Here is a 20,590-nt window from a genome sequence, read left to right as displayed (position 1 = left end):
CGTCACCGCCCGCCGGGGTTTTCCAGTATCGTCTTCAGCGAGACCTTCGCCGAACCCGGTTTCAAGGGCTTTTGCTGCGAGGCATCGGGCGCCCAGCCCGACATCCAGACGATGGAAAAGCTTGCCCTGATGCGGCCATCAGCGTCCGAAAAGCGTTCGGCATAGATTTCGGCGGCACGGGTAAAAAGCTTTCGCGCTCCCGGTCGCCGGCTGCGATCAGTCAGCGCGCTGGTTTCGCCCATCGCCCTGAGATCGGCAATGAGGTCGAAGAGGGTATCGTAGCGGACGGTCACCGTTTCGACGTCGGCCACCGGCAGCGCCAGTCCGGCGCGCTGCAGCAGTGCGCCGGCGTCGCGAACATCGGTGAAGGGGATGACACGCGGGCTGGCGCCGCCATAGAGTTCGGTCTCGGCGGCGAGCAGGCTTTCGCGCAATTCGGAAAGCGTGCCGGCGCCGGCAAAGGCGCCGAGGAAAAGCCCGTCGGGCCGCAGAGCGCGGCGGATCTGCACCAGCATGCCGGGAATGTCGTTCATCGCCTGCAACGACAGAAGTGAAACGACGAGGTCGAGGCTTTCCGGCTGGAACGGCACTGTTTCCAGCGGTGCTATCAGCCCTGGCCGGCCGTCCAGAAACGCTGGATCTGCCTCGACGCGCACGATCTCCGCTGCCTTGCCGCTTGCAGCGACCACGTCCGTTGCGTCCGGCGTCTGGCAAAACAGCACCGCGGCCTTGCCGAATTTCCGCTCGACCGCGCCGAGCCGGTCGGCAAGGTCTTCCGCCGCCCGCCGCATCAGAAAATCCGCGCCGGCTACGGGGTGGGCCAGCGCCCTGCGCTTGCGCACCAGCCAAAGTTCAGTATCGATGATCGGCTGCAACGGTAGACATCCCTGTTTGTCTGTCTAGTGATATCCTGGCGCGGACGACAAAACCACGTGGCCGATCCGGTGATGGAGATCAAGAGCCTCGCTCAAATCATGTTGAAACTGGCCATGTTGGACTGGCCGGCGCGGATGCTGTTCCCGCCGGTCTGTGCCGGCTGTCGCAGGCACGTCTCGCAACCCGGCGTTTTGTGCGGTGCCTGCTGGCCGAAGCTGAGGCTGCTGGAGCGGCCATGGTGCGCGGTGATGGGCACGCCATTCACCCACGATATGGGCGAGGGGTTCCTGTCGGCCGAGGCGATCGCCGATCCGCCGCCGTTCGAGCGGGCGCGGGCGGCTGTGGCCTATTCCGGTGTCGCCCGCCAGATGGTGCAAGGGCTGAAATACCAGGACCGCACCGATCTGGCGCCATGGATGGCGCGCTGGATGCTCCGCGCCGGGGCCGAGCTAGTTGCAGACGCCGATGTCGTCGTGCCGGTGCCGCTGCACTGGCGGCGCTTCTTTCGACGGCAGTTCAACCAGTCGGCGGAGTTGGCAAGGGCGGTTTCGCAGCTTAGCGGGCTGCCTTTCTCGCCCTCGGCGGTCCGGCGCGTCAAGCTCACGCGCCAGCAGGTCGGGCTGGAGCGGCAGGAGCGAGAGGACAATGTGCGCGCCGCCTTCCGTGTGCCTGCGGAAGCCGAAATCGAGATCACTGGGCGCCGCGTGCTTCTGGTCGACGATGTCTACACCACCGGCGCTACCGTGCGCTCGGTCGCCAAGGCGCTGAAGAAGGGCGGCGCCGGAGCGGTCGATGTGCTGACCTTTGCGCGTGTCCTGCCGGGGGACTTTCGGGCCGACGAGTCCGCGACTATATAAGGTCGAGGAAAGGCACGGACCGATGCTCGATGTGACGATTTACACCCGTATGATGTGCGGCTATTGCGCGGCGGCCAAGCGGTTGCTCGACCGCAAGGGCGTCGCCTACACCGAGCATGACGCTTCGTTTTCGCCGGAATTGCGCCAGGAAATGATTTCGCGGGCGCATGGCCGCTCGACCTTTCCGCAGATTTTCATCGGCGACACGCATGTCGGCGGCTCCGACGACCTCCACGAATTGGAGGCACGGGGGCAGCTGGATAGGCTGCTTGCCAACGGCTCGACGACAAAGAGCGGTTCGTAGCGCCGCTCTATGTCTTTGTTTTTACGCAATTCCGGACGGAAAACCGTTACACGATTTTCCTGGAATTGCTCAAAGAGGACGTGACGATGGGTGTTTTCAAGGCGGCGGCGATCCAGATGCGTTCGGGCGAGAGCCCTGAGCGCAACGCGATCGATCTCGAACGGCTGGTGCGCGAGGCGGCAGGCCTCGGTGCAACCTACATCCAGACCCCGGAAATGACCGGTGCGCTGATCCGCGACAAGGAAGCCAGGGCTGCTTCCTTCACCTCGGAAGACAAGGACATCGTCGTGGCGACCGCGCGCAAGCTCGCCAGCGAACTCGGCGTCTTCTTGCATATTGGCTCTACCGCCATCCTGCGCGCCGACGGCAAGCTCGCCAACCGGGCGCTGCTGTTTGGGCCGGACGGCGCGACGCTCGCCACCTACGACAAGATCCACATGTTCGACGTCGATCTCGACAATGGCGAAAGCTGGCGCGAATCCGCCGCCTATGAGCCGGGCACCGAAGCGGTCGTCACCGAGATCGACGGCGCCAGGCTGGGCTTTGCCGTCTGCTACGATCTACGCTTTCCACAGCTGTTCCGCGCCGAGGCGATGGCCGGCGCCGACCTCTTGTCGGTGCCTGCCGCCTTCACTCGCCAGACCGGCGAAGCGCACTGGCATGTGCTGCTGCGAGCCCGTGCCATCGAGAACGGCGCCTATGTGGTTGCTGCAGCACAAGGTGGCCTGCATGAGGATGGCCGCGAAACCTATGGCCATTCGCTGATCGTCGACCCATGGGGTCGAATTCTCGCCGAGGCCGACCATGACGATCCGGAGGTGATCATCGCCGAGATCGACACGGCGCAGTCGTCGGCCGCGCGTAAGAAAATCCCCAATCTCAAGAACGCGCGTGATTTTGCCGTCAATGCCGGCGTAGTGGAAGCGCCGCGGCTCAGGGGCGCGGCTTCGTGATCCGCTTTGCCCTGATCTGCGAGCACGAGCACGAATTCGAGGGCTGGTTTCGCAGCAATGACGATTTCGACACGCAGAAGAAGCGCGGCTTCGTCGATTGCCCGAGCTGCGGCTCGCACAAGGTGCAAAAGGCGCTGATGGCGCCAGCCGTCTCCACCGCGCGGAAGCAGGAAACAATTGCGCTGGCCATGGGCGAAACCCAGAAGCAGGCTTTGGCGCAACTGAAGGCGATGGCCGAGAAGGTGCGCGAGAATGCCGACTATGTCGGCGACAAGTTTGCCGAGGAAGCGCGCAAGATCCATTTCGGCGAGAGCGATGCGCGCGGCATCTATGGCGAGGCGACGTTGGACGAAGCCAAGAGCTTGGCCGAGGATGGCATCGATTTCATGCCGATCCCGAGTTTTCCCGAGGAGCGCAATTGAGCGATCAGCTGGCGCTATCGATCAATTTGCCAAGCAACTGAGCCAGTGCCCCCCGCTCCGTGCCGGTGAGCCCGGCGAGGATTTCATGCTCGTTGGCGACGTGGGCGGTCAGGGCTTCGTCGATCAAGGCCAGACCTTTTTCGGTCAGTTGCACGACAATGCCACGCCGGTCGTTGGGGTGCGGGCCGCGCAGGATCAGTCCGGCCTTCTCAAGCCGGTCGAGCCGGTTGGTCATGGCCCCAGAGGTCACCATCGTCGCCTCGTATAGAGCGGTCGGTGTCAGCGCGTAGGGCTGGCCGGAGCGGCGCAGCGTCGCCAGCACATCGAATTCGCCGGCCTGCAGTCCGAAACGGGCAAACAGCGGGGCGAGGCGCTCGCGGGCGATTAGCGACGAGGCTTCGTTCAGCCGCCCAAGCACCAGCATTGGCGACACCTCCAGGTCCGGCCGTTCCCGCTTCCATTGCTCCACCGCCTTTGCCGCGCGATCCATTTGTCTCACCGCTAAGTATCTTGACGTTAAGAATCTTTGTGGTATGCTACCTCAAGATACAGTTTCGACCCAGTGCCGCAAGTGAGTGACGGGACCATCCGATGAAATTTCTCTGGGAATCGGCGCTTGGCCTGCTGGTCGTCACCGGCGGCCTGCTCGGCCTGACCTTGCCGTTCGGCAAGCTGGCGACGGCTGCCGGCGTTCCGGCCATGGTCTGGGCCTTCGTCATCTCGTTCGGCGCCGGGGGCGTGCTGCTGTGCGCGTTGCTCGCGAACGGCGAGCGCATGCGGCTCACCTCGCACAGACTGCGCTATTTCTTCATCACCGCCGCCGTGTCCTACGCCGTGCCCAATCTGCTGATGTTTTCGGCTATCCCGCATCTCGGCGCCGGCTATACCGGCATCATGTTCACGCTGTCGCCGGTCATCACACTGGTGTTTTCGATCCTGCTCGGCGTTCGACGGCCAAATACGCTCGGCAGTATTGGTATCGCCGTCGGCTTCATCGGCGCCGTCATGGTGGCGGTGACGCGCGGCGAGGCCGGCCAGCCGGCCGATGTCTACTGGGTGCTGGTCGGACTTTTGATCCCGGTCAGCCTTGCCGCCGGCAATATCTATCGCACCGTCGACTGGCCCGAAGGCACCGGTCCGATCGAACTGGCCGTCGGCAGCCACCTGGCCTCGGCGACGCTGCTGCTGATCGGCATTCTCGCGCTGTTCGGCGTCGGCGCTTTCGCCCCGCTCAGGGCCGTGCCGCTGGTTGTCGTGGCGCAAGTCGCTTCGGCCTCGGCGATGTTTGCCTTCTTCTTCCGGCTGCAGGCCGTGGGCGGTCCGGTCTATCTCAGCCAGATCGGCTATGTGGCGGCGGCCGTCGGCCTGTTTGCCGGAACCATCTTCCTCGGCGAGCACTACCAGTTGCTGACCTGGGCCGGCGCGGTGATCATCACCATCGGCGTGATCATCACCACCAAGGCGCAGAGCCAGAAGGCATAGGGTCTTTGGTTTACGCAATTCCCTAGGCAATGCGCTATGCGCTTTTCCCGGGAAAACCGCTTCACACTTTGCTCGAACTGCTCAAGCTTAAATTTGGCTCGCGTCGAGGCGCTTCCGTAGCGCCGGCGGGACGACGTTTCGCCAGGCCGTCCGAACGGCGCTGCGGAATGTCTGTTCGTCGCAGGCTTCGAGCATGATCGACGTCCATCCCTTTTGGCCCCAGCCGCCTGTCACGGGCCTGAAAACCGATGGCTCAGCCGCGGCCATCATCTCTTGCTGGTCGCGGTCGAGCTTGACGACAGCACGGTCGGCTTCGGGCAGCGAGACGAAGATACGGTTGCGGACGCGGAAGTCAGCCTTGCCGAAATGCGATTGCTCGACCGTTTCGGGAAGATCGAGCGCCAGCTCTCGGGCCCTCATAGTGTCCACGGCCGCCCCCTTTCGTTCAGACCGATCGTTTTTCCGCCAGCACCATATAGTTGACGTCCATGTCCTTGGAGCGTGCCCAGCGGTCGGCGAGAGGATTGTAGGTCACGCCGGTGCGGTCGATGATGGTCATGGCGGCGCTGCCGAGCGCCTTTTCAAGCTCTTCGGGCCGCACCAGCTTGCCGAACTGGTGGGTGCCGCGCGGCAGCCAGCGCAGCACATATTCGGCGCCGATGATGGCCAGGCCCAGTGCCTTCAGCGTGCGGTTGATGGTGGCGACGAACATGATGCCGCCGGGCTTGACCATCTCGCCGCACTTGCCGATGAACAGGTCGACATCGGCAACATGCTCGACGACTTCCATGTTGAGGACGACGTCGAATTTCTCGCCGGAATCGGCCAAATCCTCAGCGGTCGTAGCGCGATAATCCACCGTCACGCCGCCTTCGGCCGCGTGCAGCTTCGCCACCTCGATGTTGGTTGCCGAGGCGTCGGCGCCGACCACTTCGGCTCCAAGCCTTGCCATCGGCTCGCACAATAACCCACCACCGCAGCCGATATCGAGGAAACGCAGGCCTTCGAACGGCCGCGCCGCCCGCGGATCGCGGCCGAAGCGCGCCGCCACCTGGTCCCGGATATAGGCCAGCCGGACCGGGTTGAATTTGTGCAGCGGACGGAATTTGCCGTTCGGGTTCCACCATTCGGCGGCAAGCGCGGAAAAGCGTTCCACTTCTCCGGCATCGATTGTCGATCGTCGGGCCTCTGGCATGGGGCGGGTCTCCTCGGACGCTAGGAAGTCGGGTGCCGGGGCAAGAAAGTCAAGGCCGGTTTTATGCGACTGCTGGCAAGTCGACCTAGGGCCTCGAGATCACAATCGCCGCATGTCCCATCTCAACACTCGCGGGATCGATGGCCCGCATCGCTTCGCAATCGCCGATCTCGGCGATGATGCGGCCGGCGGCGGCGAGAGCCTGCTCGCGACTTCGCCAGCGCACGACATCGACCCAGCTGCCATCGTCCCGCCGCGCCAGGCAGCGGTTTACGAAACCAGGTTGCCGCGCCAGCCAGTCGGCGACCAGGTTGTTGGCGGCGGCAAAGCCCGCTTCCGCTCCAGGCTTGAGGCGAAAGGTGACGATTTCCAGGGCCTCGGTCATTTTGCGTCCAGCACGTCGCGCAATTTCGCCGCCAGCTGCTCGATGGTGAAGGGCTTGGCCAGGAAATGCACGTCATGGTCGAGCACGCCATTGTGGACGACGGCGTTCCTGGTGAAGCCGGTGGTGAAGATCACCTTCAGCTTCGGCATGCGCGCCAGCGCCTCCTCGGCGAGCTTGCGGCCATTCATCACCGGCATGACGATATCGGTGAACATGAGCGCCACACCAGGGTTGTCGCCCAGCTTTTCCAGCGCTTCCTGGCCGCTTGTGGCATGAATGACGGTGTAGCCGAGTTCGCGCATGGCATCCGTGGTGGAAGCCCGCACGCGTGGATCGTCCTCCACGACAAGGATGGTTTCGGTGACCGGCACGGCAGGATTTCCGGCTCGTTCCGAAGATATGGCGGCCTCTTCCGGGCCGAAGAAGCGCGGCAGGTAGATCCTGATCGTGGTGCCTTGGCCGGGTTCCGAGTAAATCTTGACGTGTCCGCCGGACTGTTTGACGAAGCCGAACACTTGGCTCAGCCCGAGGCCGGTGCCCTTGTCGACTGGCTTGGTGGTGAAAAATGGCTCGAAAGCCCGCTCCATGACGTCCGCCGGCATGCCGGCGCCGGTGTCGCTGACCGCAATCATTACATACTGGCCGGCTTTGACCTCGGCATGGGTGGCGGCGTAGCCCTCGTCGAGGTGGCTGTTGGCGGTCTCGATGGTCATCTTGCCGTCCTCGCCCATGGCGTCGCGCGCATTGACCGCCAGGTTGAGAATGGCATTTTCGAGCTGGCTCGGATCGGCATGGGTCTTCCACAGGCCGCCAGCCAGCACGGTTTCGATGCGGATGGTTTCGCCGAGCGCCCGCCGAAGCAGGTCCGACATGCCGGCGACCAGACGATTGGCGTCTACAACCTGAGGCGCGAGCGGCTGCTGGCGCGAGAAGGCAAGCAGCCGTGACGTCAAGTTTGCGGCCCGGGTCGCCGCATCGGTCGCCGCTTCGATGAATTTCATGATGTCGTGCTCGCCCCGCGTCAGCTTGCGCTGGGCGAGGTTCATGGCGCTGATGATCACCGCCAGCATGTTGTTGAAATCGTGGGCGATACCGCCGGTCAGCTGGCCCACAGCCTCCATCTTCTGCATCTGGCGGATCTGTGATTCGGCCTTTTCACGCGTCTGGATTTCGTTGCCGAGCTCGATGTTCTTGCGCATCAGCTCTTCCTGGGCGATGGCCACTGCGCGGAACCGGCGGCGCGAAAGGCGAACCGTGTAGGCGCCAAGCAGGAAGATCGCCAGCAGCGCCGCTATCGAGCCGATTCGCAGCCAGTTTTCGACCCGGTCGGTATGAGCGTCGCGCGCGGCGATGGCTGCGCCGCCAATGCGCCGGATCGTGTCCATGCTGGCCCGGATCTGGTCCATGGCGGCCTTGCCCTGGCCGCTGCGGACCAGTTCCAGAGCTTTTGCCGCATCGCCGCGATCGTAGAGTGCAATCGTCTCAGCCAATTCGGCCTGGTTTTGTGAAAGCGCGTCCTTGACGTGGTTGATCTGCTGCACGAGTTCGTCGTCCGGCGCGGTCATGCCGTCGATGCGCGCAAGCTGGCCCGGAATGGCGTCGACCGCCTGCCGATAAGGCTGGAGGTAGGATTTCTCGCCGGTCAGGAGATAGCCGCGCTGGCTGGTCTCGGCCTCCTGAGCCATGGCAAGCAAACCGGAAAGCAATTCCTGATACTCGACCGCCTCGCGCGCGGCCTCACGATTGGCTCTCTGGGTCTCGACCAGCACGGCGCGTGTGCCGACGATCAACGCCAGCACGGCGAAGCCGATGAACAGCGGCAGCGATTGCCACCGCATGGCGCGTCGAAGGCGAACAATCATTCGATATGCCGGACCAAAAGGAGTTTCCCGCGGGCAGCATTTGGTAAGCGGCGGCGGGGCCGAACGCAATATGCCGCGATCCTGAAGCCGGCATCCGCCGCCAGCCTTGCGAAACCGTCATCATTTGGCTAAGGAGGCGCGCATTCAGCGGCCGGCTTCTGTCGAGCGCTTACTTCCCCTTTCGGTCCTGGGCCGGCTTCAGTCAAAGGCATTTCGCTTCCATGGCGCGCATCGTGATGAAATTCGGCGGAACCTCCGTCGCCGACATCGCCCGCATCCGCAATGTGGCGCGTCACGTCAAACGCGAGGTCGATGCCGGCCATGAGGTCGCTGTCGTGGTTTCGGCGATGGCGGGCAAGACCAATGAACTGGTTGGCTGGACGCGCGAAGCCTCGCCCATGCACGACGCGCGCGAGTATGACGCCGTGGTCGCCTCGGGCGAGCAGGTGACTGCCGGCCTGCTGGCGATCACACTGCAGAATATGGGCGTCCATGCCCGCTCCTGGCAGGGCTGGCAGATCCCGATCAAGACCGACAACGCGCATGGCGCGGCGCGCATCCTCGAAATTGACGGCGCGTTCCTGATCAAGCGCTTCGGCGAGGGCCAGGTGGCTGTCGTCGCCGGCTTCCAGGGCATCGGCCCGGACAACCGCATCGCCACGCTCGGCCGCGGCGGCTCCGACACAAGCGCGGTGGCCATTGCCGCGGCGGTCAAGGCCGACCGCTGCGACATCTACACCGATGTCGACGGCGTCTACACCACCGATCCGCGGATCGAGCCGAAGGCGCGGCGGCTCAGCAAGATTTCGTTCGAGGAAATGCTCGAAATGGCCTCGCTCGGCGCCAAGGTCTTGCAGGTGCGCTCGGTCGAGCTTGCCATGGTGCACAGGGTGCGTACGTTCGTGCGGTCGTCCTTCGACGATCCCGATGCGCCCGGAATGGGGGATTTGCTCAATCCTCCGGGAACGCTTATTTGCGACGAGGAAGAGATCGTGGAACAGCAGGTCGTCACCGGAATTGCCTACGCCAAGGACGAAGCGCAGATTTCTCTGCGCCGCGTTGGCGACCGCCCGGGCGTTGCCGCCGGCATTTTCGGCCCGCTGGCCGAGGCCAACATCAATGTCGACATGATCGTCCAGAACATCTCAGAGGACGGCAAGTTCACCGACATGACCTTCACCGTGCCGTCCGGCGACGTGGACAAGGCGCTGGCCGTGCTGGAGCGTCTGAAGGCTTCGATCGGCTATGACGTGGTGCAGTCGGAAGCCGGCATGTCGAAGGTTTCGGTCATCGGCATCGGCATGCGCAGCCATGCCGGTGTGGCCGCCACCGCTTTCAAGGCGCTGGCCGACAAGGCGATCAACATCCGCGCCATCACCACCTCCGAGATCAAGATTTCGATACTGATCGACGGTCCCTACACGGAACTCGCGGTTCGCACTTTGCATTCCGTGTACGGTCTGGATAAGCAGTAGCGAGAGCGATTTGAGTTGTTGCGTGTGCGCCGGTGGCAGTGGAAACTGCGGCGGGCAAAATGCCCATTGGAGAAGAAGCCGCGATGCGTGATACGGCCAGTGGCCCGCGCGTTCTGCTGAAACGGCTCCGCGAGCTCATGCAGGAGCCGCTGGAGCCGCAGGAGCGGCTCGACCGGATCGTGCGCGACATCGCCTCCAACATGGTCGCCGAGGTCTGCTCGCTCTATGTGCTGCGCGCCGATTCGGTGCTCGAACTCTATGCCACCGAAGGTCTGAACCCGAACGCCGTCCATTTGGCGCAGCTGCGGCTGGGGCAGGGCCTCGTCGGCACCATTGCCGCCAGCGCGCGGCCGCTCAACCTCTCCAATGCGCAGGAACATCCGGCCTTCGCCTACCTGCCGGAGACCGGCGAAGAGATCTACAATTCCTTCCTCGGCGTGCCGGTACTAAGGGCAGGGCGCACGCTCGGCGTGCTGGTGGTGCAGAACAAGACCATGCGCCACTACCGCGACGACGAGGTCGAGGCGCTGGAAACGACCGCCATGGTGATCGCCGAGATGATCGCCACCGGCGATCTCGCGCGCCTGACCCGGCCCGGCCTCGAACTCGACCTGCGCCGTCCCGTCAGCTTTACCGGCCTGTCCTTCAACGAGGGTGTCGGCCTCGGCCATGTCGTGCTGCATGAGCCACGCATCGTCGTCACCAATCTGTTCAACGAGGACAGTGAGGAAGAGGTGCGCCGGCTGGAGACGTCGCTCGGTTCGCTCAGGCTTTCCATCGACGACATGCTGGAGCGGCGCGATGTCGCCTTCGAGGGAGAACATCGCGAGGTGCTCGAGGCGTATCGCATGTTTGCCAACGACCGCGGCTGGGTGCGCCGGCTGGAAGAGGCGATCCGCAACGGCCTGACGGCGGAAGCGGCGGTGGAAAAGGTGCAGAGCGACATGCGCGCCCGCATGCTGCACATGACCGATCCTTATTTGCGCGAGAGGATGAGCGACTTCGACGATCTCGCCAACCGGCTGCTGCGCCAGCTGATGGGGCGCGGGCCTGACGACGTCGCGGCGTCACTGCCGAAGGATGCCATCCTGGTCGCGCGCTCGATGGGCGCGGCCGAACTGCTTGATTATCCCAGGGACAAGCTGCGCGGCGTGGTGCTGGAAGACGGCGCTGCCACCAGCCATGTCGTCATCGTAGCGCGCGCCATGGGCATTCCGGTCGCCGGCCAGATGAAGGGCGCCGTTTCCATGGCGGAAAACGGCGATGCCATCATCGTCGACGGCGAGGAAGGCACCATCCATCTGCGGCCGCAGCCCGACCTCGAAGCTGCCTATGCCGAAAAAGTGCGCTTCCGGGCGCGCCGGCAGGAAGTCTACCGGGAACTGCGCAAGAAGCCGTCGGTGACCAAGGACGGCGTCCAGGTCGACCTGCTGATGAATGCGGGCCTGGCCGTCGACCTGCCGCAGCTGGCCGAGGCGGGTGCGGCCGGCATCGGCCTGTTCCGCACCGAATTGCAGTTCATGGTCGCCTCGACCTTCCCGCGCGCCGAGGCGCAGGAGCGGCTCTACCGCGACGTGCTGGACGCGGCGCGTGGCAAGCCGGTCACCTTCCGCACCATCGACATCGGCGGCGACAAGGTGCTGCCCTACTTCAAGGGCGCTGTCCAGGAAGAAAACCCTGCGCTCGGCTGGCGCGCGATCCGGCTGACGCTCGACCGGCCGGGTCTGCTCAGGACCCAGATCCGCGCTCTGCTGAAGGCCTGCGGCGGGCGCGAACTGAAGCTGATGCTGCCGATGGTGACCGAGCTCGGCGAAATCGCCCAGGCGCGCGAGATCATCGACCGCGAAGTGCGGCATCTCTCCCGCTTTGCCCACCATCTGCCGACCAGCCTCAAGGTGGGCGCCATGCTGGAAGTGCCGTCGCTGCTGTTCCAGCTCGACGAGTTGATGAAGGCGGTCGATTTCGTCTCGGTCGGCTCCAACGACCTGTTCCAGTTCGTCATGGCGGTCGATCGGGGGAACACGCAGCTCTCCGACCGCTTCGACACGCTGTCGACGCCGTTCCTGCGGGTTCTGAAGCAGATCGCCGACGCCGGGGTTCGCAACCACACGCCGGTGACGCTGTGCGGCGAGCTTGCCGGAAAACCCATTTCCGCCATGGCGCTGATCGGCCTCGGCTACCGCTCGATCTCGATGTCTCCAGCCTCGATCGGCCCGGTCAAGGCGATGTTGACCGAACTGCCACTGGAGGAATTGGAGGCTTTCTTTGCCGACAATCTGATGGCGCCAGCTCAAGGGCTGCCGATGCGAGCGCTGCTGCAGGCCTTCGCCGACGACCGCTCCATCCCGCTATAGCATTAGCCATGGTCAATCTTCCCCGCGAGCGTATGGATCAGGTCGTCAAGCGTTTCGAGATGCTCGAAGCGCAGATGTCGGCCGGCCCGGCAGCCGATGCCTATGTGAAGATGGCTTCCGAATATGCCGAGCTGCAGGACATGGTGGCCAAGGTCAGGGAACTGCGCTCAGTCGAGCGCGAGCAAGCCGACCTCGAGGCGATGCTTGCCGACAAGGGCACCGACGCCGAGATGCGGGCCCTGGCGGAGGCAGATTTGCCGGGCGTCGAAGCGCGAATCGAAGAGCTGCAGAAGGACATCCAGATCCTGCTGTTGCCCAAGGACGCGGCCGACGACAAGAACGCCATCCTTGAAATCCGCGCCGGCACCGGCGGCGATGAGGCGGCATTGTTCGCCGGCGACCTGTTTCGCATGTATGAGCGCTATGCCGCCGAACGCGGCTGGCGCTTCGAGACGGTGTCGGCCAGCGACGGCGACGCCGGCGGCTTCAAGGAAATCATCGCCACCATTTCCGGTAGGGGAGTCTTTGCCAATCTGAAGTTTGAATCCGGCGTGCACCGCGTGCAGCGCGTGCCGGCGACCGAGGCCAGCGGGCGCATCCACACTTCGGCGGCGACGGTTGCCGTACTGCCGGAGGCCGAAGAGGTCGACATCGACATTCGCGCCGAAGACATCCGTATCGACACGATGCGCGCCTCGGGTTCGGGCGGCCAGCACGTCAACACCACCGATTCTGCGGTGCGCATCACCCATTTGCCGACCGGCATCATGGTGGTGCAGGCGGAGAAGTCGCAGCATCAGAACCGGGCGAAAGCCATGCAGATTCTGCGTGCGCGGCTTTACGACCTCGAGCGCAGCAAGGCGGACGAGGAGCGCTCGGAGTCACGCAAATCGCAGGTTGGTTCGGGCGACCGTTCGGAGCGCATCCGCACCTACAACTTCCCGCAGGGCCGCCTTACCGACCATCGTATCAACCTGACGCTCTACAAGCTCGACCGGGTGATGATGGGCGAGCTCGATGAGGTCATCAATGCGCTGATCGCCGACCATCAGTCGAAGCTGCTCGCCGATATCGGCTTCGATGGCTGACATGTTGCCCGGCGCGCTCGGGCCGTTGTTGCGGGTGGCGCGGGAGCGGCTTGCCGCGGCCGGCCTTTCCGACCCGGCGCTGGATGCCAGGCTTATCGTCGAGCATTTTTCCGGCACGGACCGTACGCAGGCGATCGCCGACCCGCAACGGACGGTCGATGCGGGTGCGGTTGCCGCAATCGGCGCTGCTCTGCAGCGCCGCATGGCCGGCGAACCGGTTCACCGCATCCTCGGGTTTCGCGAGTTTTACGGCCTGCGGCTGTCGCTGTCGCCGGAAACGCTGGAGCCGCGGCCGGACACCGAAACGCTGGTCGAGGCGATCCTGCCTTTTGCCGGCGCGACGGCCGAAAGGCTGGGGGAATGCCGTATCCTCGATCTCGGCACCGGTACCGGCGCGATTGCGCTGGCGCTGCTCAGCGCGGTTCCGGCCGCGACCGCCACCGGGGTCGATATTTCACAAGACGCGCTGGCAACCGCGATACGTAATGCCGAGCAACTCGGACTCGCCGGCCGGTTCGTGGGGCTGCATTCCGACTGGTTCGAAAAAGTTTCGGGCCGATACCATGTAATTGCCGCAAACCCTCCCTATATATCGTCTGGAGACATTGGAAATCTGCAGGACGAAGTCCGCGATTTCGATCCGCACAGAGCCCTTGATGGCGGTGTGGACGGTCTTGGCCCCTACAGGATCATCGCCGCCGAGGCGGCAAAGTCTCTGGAAGCAGAAGGCAAGATAGCGGTCGAGATCGGCCACTCGCAGCGCAATGAGGTCAGAGACATATTCGCGGCAGCCGGCTACAGGCTGGCCGGGGCATTCGTCGATCTTGGCGGAAACGACAGGGTTCTTATGTTTGAACAGGGAAAGCCTTGATGCAGTGCAAAAAAGCGCTTGGCAATGCCGGGGAATGCGGCTAGGGTCCGCCCTAACCGGATGAGACGAAGCAGGCAGTGCTCTTAGCGATTCGGTTTTCCTTGGAAATAGCTGCCTTCTTGCGCAAACGACGCCCAAGCTTCGTGCGGGAATCGTCCGGCAAGTGATGTAACCGGAACGGGATGACACGTGGCGCCAACGCAATTGATGCGGGCGAACGCCGGTGAAGAAACGAAACGGCTGGCTGCATGAGCGCCTCCGTTCGTGAAACGTTTTTCGAAAATTTCAAAATGAAGAGAGTCTTATGAGGCCACAACAGCAGAACAGGCGCATGCGCGGTCGCAACAACAATGGCGGCGGCGGTGGCAACAACAATAACAACAACAACAACCGCAAGGGCCCAAATCCCCTGACGCGCAACTACGAGAGCAACGGCCCGGACGTGAAAATCCGTGGATCGGCTCAGCAGATCGCCGAAAAATACGCCACTCTGGCCCGTGATGCGCAAAGCTCCGGCGACCGGGTTATGGCGGAAAATTACCTCCAGCACGCCGAGCACTACAACCGCATCATTGCCGCCGCACAGGCGCAGATGCCGATCCAGAATGCCCCGCAGAACCGCGACGAATTCGACGACGATGAAGATCGCGACGATTTTGACAATGCCGGCAGCGGCAATGGCGGCGAGACGCAAGCGCCGATGGCGAACCACGGCAACGGTCCGCAGCCGACGATTGAGGGCACGCCGGCCGAACTCGCATACGGCCAGGAAAACGGCCGCGAGAACAACAGTGGCCGTGACAATAATGGCCGTGACAATAATGGCCGCAACAACAACGGCCGCGACAACAATGGCCGCAACCGTGACCGCCGCCCCAATGGCGGCTATGGCCAGAACGACCAGCGTGGCGACTTTGCCCAGCGTGGCGAGCAGAACGGCCAGCGCGGCGACCAGCAGCGCTTCACCGAAACCCCGGCACAGGCGGAAACCGTTTCCGCGGTTGAGCCCGAAGCCGAGAGCGGTTTGTCCGAGTCGGCGCCGCTGTACGAAAACCTGTCGCCGGCGGCTCTTGCCGCCCGGGCCGAACTCAATGAGGCAGCCGCCGAGAGCGGCGCTGCCCGTCGCCCGCGGCGTCCGCGCCGCCCGCGCAACAATGCCGATCAGGTCGGTGACGAACAGTCTGGTGGTGGCCAGGTGGTGGATGGCGCCGGCGAGACCGCTGCCGCTGTTGACGTGGTTGATGCGGCGCCGGCCGAAAGCCCTGCCGGCGACCCGTTCGCCGTCGACGCCAACAACTGACCCACAAGACATAAGTCGATGAAACGGCGGAGAGAGATCTCCGCCGTTTTCGTTTGCTCGGCCATGCAATATCATCAGCCGGACGTCTTGAGCGGCAATGGCTTGCGCCCCATATCTGGCGTGAACTGGACCCGGCTCGGATGAGCGGGTCCGTCACCGCAATCTGATCCGGTGCCGCAAAGCGGGCCGGTGATGGAAGGAGACAGATATGAACCTCGAAAAATACTCCGAGCGCGTCCGCGGATTCATTCAGTCCGCCCAGACCATGGCGCTCTCGCGCAATCACCAGCAATTCACTCCCGAACATATGCTGAAGGTCCTCGTCGATGACGACGAGGGGCTGGCCGCCTCGCTGATCGAGCGCGCCGGCGGCAACGTGCGCGACGTCAAGCTTGGCGTCGAGACCGCCCTTGAGGCCATGCCCAAGGTGGAAGGCGGCAACGGCCAGCTTTATCTGGCGCAGCCGCTGGCCAAGGTGTTTTCGACCGCCGAGGAATTGGCCAAGAAAGCCGGCGACAGTTTTGTCACGGTCGAGCGGCTGCTGCAGGCGCTGGCGATGGAGAAGTCGGCCAAGACGGCCGATATCCTGTCCAAGGCCGGCGTCACAGCGCAGGCGCTGAACCAGGTGATCAACGACGTCCGCAAGGGCCGTACCGCCGATTCGGCGAGCGCCGAGCAGGGCTATGACGCGCTGAAGAAATACGCGCGCGACCTCACCGCCGATGCCCGCGCCGGCAAGCTCGACCCTGTGATTGGCCGTGACGACGAGATCCGCCGCACCATCCAGGTGCTGTCGCGGCGTACCAAGAACAACCCGGTGCTGATCGGCGAGCCGGGCGTCGGCAAAACGGCGATCGCCGAAGGTCTGGCGCTGCGCATCGTCAATGGCGACGTGCCCGAATCGCTGAAGGACAAGCAGTTGATGGCGCTCGACATGGGCGCGCTGATTGCCGGCGCCAAATATCGCGGCGAGTTCGAGGAGCGGCTGAAGGCCGTGCTCAACGAAGTCACCTCGGCGGCCGGCGGCATCATCCTGTTCATCGACGAGATGCACACGCTGGTCGGCGCCGGCAAGGCCGATGGCGCCATGGACGCTTCGAACCTGTTGAAGCCGGCGCTGGCGCGCGGCGAACTGCACTGCGTCGGCGCGACCACGCTCGATGAATACAGGAAGCATGTCGAGAAGGACGCGGCCCTTGCCCGCCGGTTCCAGCCGGTCTTCGTCAACGAGCCGTCGGTGGAAGATACCGTGTCGATCCTGCGTGGCCTGAAGGAGAAGTACGAGCAGCACCACAAGGTGCGCATCTCGGATTCGGCGCTGGTCGCGGCGGCGACCTTGTCCAACCGCTACATCGCCGACCGTTTCCTGCCGGACAAGGCGATCGACCTTGTCGACGAAGCCGCGTCGCGGCTGAGGATGCAGGTCGATTCCAAGCCCGAGGCGCTGGACGAAATCGATCGCCGCATCATGCAGCTCAAGATCGAGCGCGAGGCACTGAAGGTCGAGAAGGACGAGGCGTCAAAGGACCGGCTCGCGCGTCTCGAAAAGGAACTCGTCGGCCTCGAGGAGGAATCGACCGAGATCACCGCCAAATGGCAGTCGGAGAAGCAGAAGCTTGGCCTCGCCGCTGACCTCAAGAAGCAGCTCGACGCGGCCCGCAACGACCTCGCCATTGCCCAGCGCAAGGGTGAATTCCAGCGCGCCGGCGAGCTTGCCTATGGCAAGATCCCGGAACTGGAAAAGAAGCTGAAGGAAGCCGAAGCCCAGGACGGCAAGGCCGGCATGGTCGAAGAGGTGGTCACGCCCGACCACGTCGCCCATATCGTGTCGCGCTGGACCGGCATTCCGGTCGACAAGATGCTGCAGGGCGAGCGCGACAAGCTGCTGCGCATGGAAGACGAGATCGGCAAGCGAGTCGTCGGCCAGGGCGAAGCGGTACAGGCGGTGTCCAAGGCCGTGCGTCGTGCCCGGGCCGGGCTGCAGGATCCGAACCGGCCGATCGGCTCGTTCATGTTCCTCGGACCGACCGGCGTCGGCAAGACCGAACTGACCAAGGCGCTGGCCAATTTCCTGTTCGACGACGAGAGCGCTATGGTGCGCATCGACATGTCGGAATACATGGAGAAGCACTCGGTCGCCCGGCTGATCGGAGCGCCTCCCGGTTATGTCGGCTATGAGGAAGGCGGTGCGCTGACCGAAGCGGTGCGGCGCCGGCCCTATCAGGTCGTGCTGTTCGACGAGATCGAGAAGGCGCATCCGGATGTCTTCAACGTCCTGTTGCAGGTGCTCGACGACGGGCGGCTGACCGACGGGCAGGGCCGCACGGTCGACTTTCGCAACACGCTGATCGTCATGACGTCGAACCTCGGCGCCGAATATCTGGTCAATCTCGGCGAAGAGCAGGATGTCGATGCCGTGCGCGACGAGGTTATGAGCGTGGTGAGAGCCTCGTTCAGGCCGGAGTTCCTCAACCGCGTCGACGAGGTGATCCTGTTCCACCGGCTGCGCCGGCAGGATATGGGCCGCATCGTCGAGATCCAGCTCAAGCGGCTGGAAAGCCTGCTCGTCGACCGCAAGATCACACTGTCGCTCGACCAGGAATCGATCGACTGGCTGGCGGCGAAGGGCTACGACCCGGCCTATGGCGCGCGGCCGCTGAAGCGGGTGATGCAGAAGGACCTGCAAGATCCGCTGGCGGAAAAAATCCTGCTTGGCGAGATACTCGACGGCTCGACCGTCAAGGTCACCGCCGGCTCCGACCGGTTGAATTTCCGGTCCAGGCCCACTGTGGTGCCGACCGACGCGGCAGCCTGATCCAACGCCGCGCGTCCGACCGGACGCGCGGCATTTTCTTATGAAACAACAATCCTTTGACGGGGGTGCAGATGACGCTGGACGACTACAACAGCTTCTGCGCCTCGCTGCCGCAGACGACGCACGTCGTGCAGTGGGGCGGGGCCGATGTCTGGAAAGTCGGTGGCAAGGTCTTCACCATCGCCGGCCATGACCGGGAGGGTGGCGTCTTCGTCACCTTCAAATGCTCTGAGATGGCATATGACGTGCTGAAGGATCAGCCCGGCTGCCGGCCGGCGCCCTATCTCGCCTCGCGCGGCATGAAATGGATCCAGCGTCAGACAAGCCAGAGCATGGATGATGATGCGCTGAAGGACTATCTCGGCGAAAGCCACCGCCTCGTCGTCCTCAAGCTGACGAAGCAGACGCGCAAGGAATTGGGCCTGTAGCAACCAGTAATCCGCCATCTTCATGCCCGGTTCATGTTGGAAAGCTTATGTTGTGGTTTGCTGGCGAAGGGGTTTGCCTGCAGGCTTTTGACGATCAGGGCGTTCCTTGCGCATCCAAACGGTGGCGAGAACGTTCTGGTGGGAACACTGCCGGGCGGCGGCAATTACGCATGACCCCGAAAATCGAAATTCGATTTTCGGAAAGGATCATGCGCAGACATGAAGTGTTACAACGTCCTTTGCGCGTCCAAACGGACGCGCGGCGCTGTAAGTACCGGAGAGTTTGACCACCATGTTCCGCACGATCCTTGCCTTTTCGGTGCTCGCCGCCGGGCTGCTCACGTCCAGCGCCATGGCATCGCCGACTGTGGACAACGCACTGCCGGCCGTCCGCGCCGCCGATAGCGGCGGCATTGTGCTTGCCCAGGACGGCAATCTCGACATCTATTACGACGCCAGGGGCAACCGCGTCATCGTCGATGCCGAGACCGGCAAGGTCATTGCCATCCAGCCGCCGCAGACCAGGCTCGACCGCCGCGCGCTGCGCCGGGAAATGCGGGCACGTGAGCTTGGACGCGCACCGGTCGAAGACGACGACCGCTACTATCTCGACGATCCCGAAGACATGGCGCGTTTCCGCCGCAGGCAACTGGACGATCAGGGACGAATCCCCGGCCCGCCGGTTGATGAATACGATCCTGAAAGCGACAGATTCCTGGGGGCCGCTCCGCAGGATGATGCCAATGACAGCGACACCTATCCGGAAGCGCCGAAATCCGCTGAACCGCGGCCCCTCAAGCGCCAGCCGCTGAACGAAGCCTCTATCGATCCCGCCGAACCGGCGGCGCCCGCCGACCAGGCCGCGCTGCCGCCGAAAGCCGGTGGCAAGACCGTGGTCGATCCCTCGCTTTCACTCGGCGCACGCCAGGATGTAGCCGCCTTGCAGGTGCTGCTCGACCGCGCCGGCGCTTCACCCGGCGTCGTCGACGGGCGCTTCGGCTCCAATGTCGACAAGGCGCTTGCCGCCTATAACCAGATCACCGGCAGCAATCTGCGCTCGACCGACGCGGTCGGCATCCAGGCTGCGCTGGCGCAAACCGGTGGCGATGCTTTCGCCAATTATACGATCACGCCCGAAGACGCGGCCGGGCCTTATGGCGCCTCGATACCGGAGGATTACAGCCAGAAGGCGCAGCTCGACCGCATGGCTTACACCTCCGTCACCGAAGCCTTGGCCGAACGGTTCCACATGGACGAGAACTACCTGAAGGGGCTCAATCCCGAGGCCGACTTCAGCCGTCCCGGCACCATCATCAAGGTCGCCAATTTCGGCAGGCTGGTGGCGACGCCGGTTGCCCGCATCGTCGCCGACAAGGACAAGAAGCAGGTGTTCGCCTATGACGCCGGTGGCAAGCTGGTCGCGGCCTATCCGGCCACCATCGGTTCAGCCGACACGCCCTCGCCGACCGGCACCCATACGGTGTCGCGCGTCGCGCTCGATCCGAACTACACCTACAACCCCAGCATCAATTTCAAGCAGGGCCAGAACGATAAGATCCTGACCATCCCGCCGGGTCCGAACGGCCCGGTCGGCTCGGTGTGGATTGCGCTGGACAAGCCGACCTATGGCATTCACGGCACGCCCGATCCCTCCAAGATCGGCAAGACCGAAAGCCATGGCTGCGTGCGCCTGACCAACTGGGATGCGCGTGAACTGGCCAAGCTGGTGTCGCCGGGCGTCACCGTCGAGTTCGTCGGCGGTCCCTCGGCCGATGATGTTGCGGAGCAAGTGAGCGCTCCAGCGCAGTGATGTTGGGGGGGGGCCTAAGTGGGGGGGCCAGAAAGGAGTGGGTGATTTTGGGGGGGGGGGGCGGGGTGTTTTGGGGGCGGCCCCAAAAAATTGAAGGGGGGGGGGGATGGAAT

The 20,590-nt window shown here is 63.9% G+C and carries 19 protein-coding genes; 13 read left to right on the top strand and 6 right to left on the bottom strand.

The genetic code is table 11. The features are described 5' to 3' along the window. Window positions 1-2: 2 nt before the first annotated feature. Entirely contained in the window at window positions 3-875 is an 873-nt protein-coding gene (locus NKI05_RS24745) for a methyltransferase domain-containing protein (protein WP_023733657.1), read from the bottom strand. A 72-nt stretch (window positions 876-947) separates the two neighbouring features. Here NKI05_RS24745 and NKI05_RS24740 point away from each other — a divergent pair, with 72 nt between their 5' ends. The 4 genes from NKI05_RS24740 to NKI05_RS24725 all read left to right on the top strand — a co-directional run bounded on the left by NKI05_RS24740 (window position 948) and on the right by NKI05_RS24725 (window position 3,412). Next, window positions 948-1,733: a ComF family protein gene (locus NKI05_RS24740; RefSeq protein WP_196814906.1), complete on the top strand. Its 786-nt coding sequence runs from the start codon at window positions 948-950 to the stop codon at window positions 1,731-1,733. A gap of 22 nt (window positions 1,734-1,755) precedes the next feature. Beyond that, a complete protein-coding gene (grxC, locus tag NKI05_RS24735) occupies window positions 1,756-2,037 on the top strand; it encodes a glutaredoxin 3 (RefSeq protein ID WP_023672982.1) in 282 nt (93 codons plus the stop codon). An 86-nt stretch (window positions 2,038-2,123) separates the two neighbouring features. Beyond that, the gene (locus tag NKI05_RS24730; RefSeq protein ID WP_352793358.1) at window positions 2,124-2,990 is read left to right on the top strand and encodes a carbon-nitrogen hydrolase family protein; all 867 of its coding nucleotides are present in this window, start codon (window positions 2,124-2,126) and stop codon (window positions 2,988-2,990) included. Next, complete coding sequence (locus tag NKI05_RS24725) at window positions 2,987-3,412, top strand: DUF1178 family protein (RefSeq protein WP_023672980.1); 426 nt, start codon at window positions 2,987-2,989, stop codon at window positions 3,410-3,412. Before NKI05_RS24730 ends, NKI05_RS24725 begins: the two co-directional genes overlap by 4 nt. Before the next feature lie 4 nt (window positions 3,413-3,416). Here NKI05_RS24725 and NKI05_RS24720 read toward each other — a convergent pair whose 3' ends face one another. Beyond that, window positions 3,417-3,902 (bottom strand): MarR family winged helix-turn-helix transcriptional regulator, encoded by a 486-nt coding sequence (locus NKI05_RS24720; protein WP_023672979.1) that lies wholly within the window; start codon window positions 3,900-3,902, stop codon window positions 3,417-3,419. A 101-nt stretch (window positions 3,903-4,003) separates the two neighbouring features. On the opposite strand from NKI05_RS24720, the gene NKI05_RS24715 reads away from it, so the two are divergent. After that, complete coding sequence (locus tag NKI05_RS24715; RefSeq protein ID WP_023693996.1) at window positions 4,004-4,894, top strand: DMT family transporter; 891 nt, start codon at window positions 4,004-4,006, stop codon at window positions 4,892-4,894. 87 nt (window positions 4,895-4,981) lie between these two features. On the opposite strand, the gene NKI05_RS24710 is transcribed toward NKI05_RS24715, so the two are convergent. From NKI05_RS24710 to NKI05_RS24695, 4 genes are all read right to left on the bottom strand, one after another. Then, window positions 4,982-5,314, bottom strand: coding sequence for an MmcQ/YjbR family DNA-binding protein (locus NKI05_RS24710; protein WP_023693995.1), 333 nt, complete (start codon window positions 5,312-5,314; stop codon window positions 4,982-4,984). 25 nt (window positions 5,315-5,339) lie between these two features. Further along, window positions 5,340-6,089 (bottom strand): bifunctional 2-polyprenyl-6-hydroxyphenol methylase/3-demethylubiquinol 3-O-methyltransferase UbiG, encoded by a 750-nt coding sequence (gene ubiG, locus NKI05_RS24705; protein ID WP_023672976.1) that lies wholly within the window; start codon window positions 6,087-6,089, stop codon window positions 5,340-5,342. 85 nt (window positions 6,090-6,174) lie between these two features. Further along, window positions 6,175-6,474 (bottom strand): antibiotic biosynthesis monooxygenase family protein, encoded by a 300-nt coding sequence (locus NKI05_RS24700; protein WP_050588469.1) that lies wholly within the window; start codon window positions 6,472-6,474, stop codon window positions 6,175-6,177. Continuing rightward, entirely contained in the window at window positions 6,471-8,312 is a 1,842-nt protein-coding gene (locus NKI05_RS24695) for a CHASE3 domain-containing protein (protein ID WP_023731038.1), read from the bottom strand. Before NKI05_RS24695 ends, NKI05_RS24700 begins: the two co-directional genes overlap by 4 nt. A 245-nt stretch (window positions 8,313-8,557) precedes the next feature. Between NKI05_RS24695 and NKI05_RS24690 the strand changes: the two genes are divergently transcribed. The 8 genes from NKI05_RS24690 to NKI05_RS24655 all read left to right on the top strand — a co-directional run bounded on the left by NKI05_RS24690 (window position 8,558) and on the right by NKI05_RS24655 (window position 20,477). After that, complete coding sequence (locus NKI05_RS24690) at window positions 8,558-9,811, top strand: aspartate kinase (protein ID WP_023707556.1); 1,254 nt, start codon at window positions 8,558-8,560, stop codon at window positions 9,809-9,811. Window positions 9,812-9,894: 83 nt separating this feature from the next. Next, complete coding sequence (gene ptsP / locus NKI05_RS24685; RefSeq protein WP_023672972.1) at window positions 9,895-12,165, top strand: phosphoenolpyruvate--protein phosphotransferase; 2,271 nt, start codon at window positions 9,895-9,897, stop codon at window positions 12,163-12,165. 8 nt (window positions 12,166-12,173) lie between these two features. Next, window positions 12,174-13,253, top strand: a complete 1,080-nt coding sequence (gene prfA, locus NKI05_RS24680) for a peptide chain release factor 1 (RefSeq protein WP_023686670.1) — start codon at window positions 12,174-12,176, stop codon at window positions 13,251-13,253. After that, window positions 13,246-14,124: a peptide chain release factor N(5)-glutamine methyltransferase gene (gene prmC, locus NKI05_RS24675; RefSeq protein ID WP_352793354.1), complete on the top strand. Its 879-nt coding sequence runs from the start codon at window positions 13,246-13,248 to the stop codon at window positions 14,122-14,124. The genes prfA and prmC overlap by 8 nt, the downstream gene beginning before the upstream one ends. A gap of 304 nt (window positions 14,125-14,428) precedes the next feature. Continuing rightward, window positions 14,429-15,424 carry a DUF4167 domain-containing protein gene (locus NKI05_RS24670; protein WP_352793352.1) on the top strand — a complete coding sequence of 332 codons (996 nt, stop codon included), beginning with the start codon at window positions 14,429-14,431 and terminating at the stop codon, window positions 15,422-15,424. Window positions 15,425-15,632: 208 nt separating this feature from the next. Beyond that, window positions 15,633-18,239, top strand: a complete 2,607-nt coding sequence (clpB, locus tag NKI05_RS24665) for an ATP-dependent chaperone ClpB (RefSeq protein ID WP_023685772.1) — start codon at window positions 15,633-15,635, stop codon at window positions 18,237-18,239. A gap of 71 nt (window positions 18,240-18,310) precedes the next feature. Further along, a complete protein-coding gene (locus tag NKI05_RS24660; RefSeq protein ID WP_023685771.1) occupies window positions 18,311-18,667 on the top strand; it encodes an MmcQ/YjbR family DNA-binding protein in 357 nt (118 codons plus the stop codon). Window positions 18,668-18,959: 292 nt separating this feature from the next. After that, window positions 18,960-20,477 (top strand): L,D-transpeptidase family protein, encoded by a 1,518-nt coding sequence (locus tag NKI05_RS24655; RefSeq protein ID WP_352793350.1) that lies wholly within the window; start codon window positions 18,960-18,962, stop codon window positions 20,475-20,477. Window positions 20,478-20,590: the final 113 nt, after the last annotated feature.

Source organism: Mesorhizobium sp. M0771 (assembly GCF_040320155.1).
GTDB lineage: Bacteria > Pseudomonadota > Alphaproteobacteria > Rhizobiales > Rhizobiaceae > Mesorhizobium.
The sequence above is the reverse complement of the archived record's forward strand: the minus strand, read 5'-3'. Positions and strand labels throughout refer to the sequence as shown.

Excerpts from the sequence above, each read along its gene's own strand:
- NKI05_RS24740 (WP_196814906.1), top strand. The coding sequence starts at position 948 with ATGGAGATCAAGAGCCTCGCTCAAATCATGTTGAAACTGGCCATGTTG.
- grxC (WP_023672982.1), top strand. The coding sequence starts at position 1,756 with ATGCTCGATGTGACGATTTACACCCGTATGATGTGCGGCTATTGCGCG.
- NKI05_RS24730 (WP_352793358.1), top strand. The coding sequence starts at position 2,124 with ATGGGTGTTTTCAAGGCGGCGGCGATCCAGATGCGTTCGGGCGAGAGC.
- NKI05_RS24720 (WP_023672979.1), bottom strand. The coding sequence starts at position 3,902 with ATGGATCGCGCGGCAAAGGCGGTGGAGCAATGGAAGCGGGAACGGCCG.
- NKI05_RS24715 (WP_023693996.1), top strand. The coding sequence starts at position 4,004 with ATGAAATTTCTCTGGGAATCGGCGCTTGGCCTGCTGGTCGTCACCGGC.
- NKI05_RS24710 (WP_023693995.1), bottom strand. The coding sequence starts at position 5,314 with ATGAGGGCCCGAGAGCTGGCGCTCGATCTTCCCGAAACGGTCGAGCAA.
- ubiG (WP_023672976.1), bottom strand. The coding sequence starts at position 6,089 with ATGCCAGAGGCCCGACGATCGACAATCGATGCCGGAGAAGTGGAACGC.
- NKI05_RS24700 (WP_050588469.1), bottom strand. The coding sequence starts at position 6,474 with ATGACCGAGGCCCTGGAAATCGTCACCTTTCGCCTCAAGCCTGGAGCG.
- NKI05_RS24695 (WP_023731038.1), bottom strand. The coding sequence starts at position 8,312 with ATGCGGTGGCAATCGCTGCCGCTGTTCATCGGCTTCGCCGTGCTGGCG.
- NKI05_RS24690 (WP_023707556.1), top strand. The coding sequence starts at position 8,558 with ATGGCGCGCATCGTGATGAAATTCGGCGGAACCTCCGTCGCCGACATC.
- ptsP (WP_023672972.1), top strand. The coding sequence starts at position 9,895 with ATGCGTGATACGGCCAGTGGCCCGCGCGTTCTGCTGAAACGGCTCCGC.
- prfA (WP_023686670.1), top strand. The coding sequence starts at position 12,174 with ATGGTCAATCTTCCCCGCGAGCGTATGGATCAGGTCGTCAAGCGTTTC.
- prmC (WP_352793354.1), top strand. The coding sequence starts at position 13,246 with ATGGCTGACATGTTGCCCGGCGCGCTCGGGCCGTTGTTGCGGGTGGCG.
- NKI05_RS24670 (WP_352793352.1), top strand. The coding sequence starts at position 14,429 with ATGAGGCCACAACAGCAGAACAGGCGCATGCGCGGTCGCAACAACAAT.
- clpB (WP_023685772.1), top strand. The coding sequence starts at position 15,633 with ATGAACCTCGAAAAATACTCCGAGCGCGTCCGCGGATTCATTCAGTCC.
- NKI05_RS24660 (WP_023685771.1), top strand. The coding sequence starts at position 18,311 with ATGACGCTGGACGACTACAACAGCTTCTGCGCCTCGCTGCCGCAGACG.
- NKI05_RS24655 (WP_352793350.1), top strand. The coding sequence starts at position 18,960 with ATGTTCCGCACGATCCTTGCCTTTTCGGTGCTCGCCGCCGGGCTGCTC.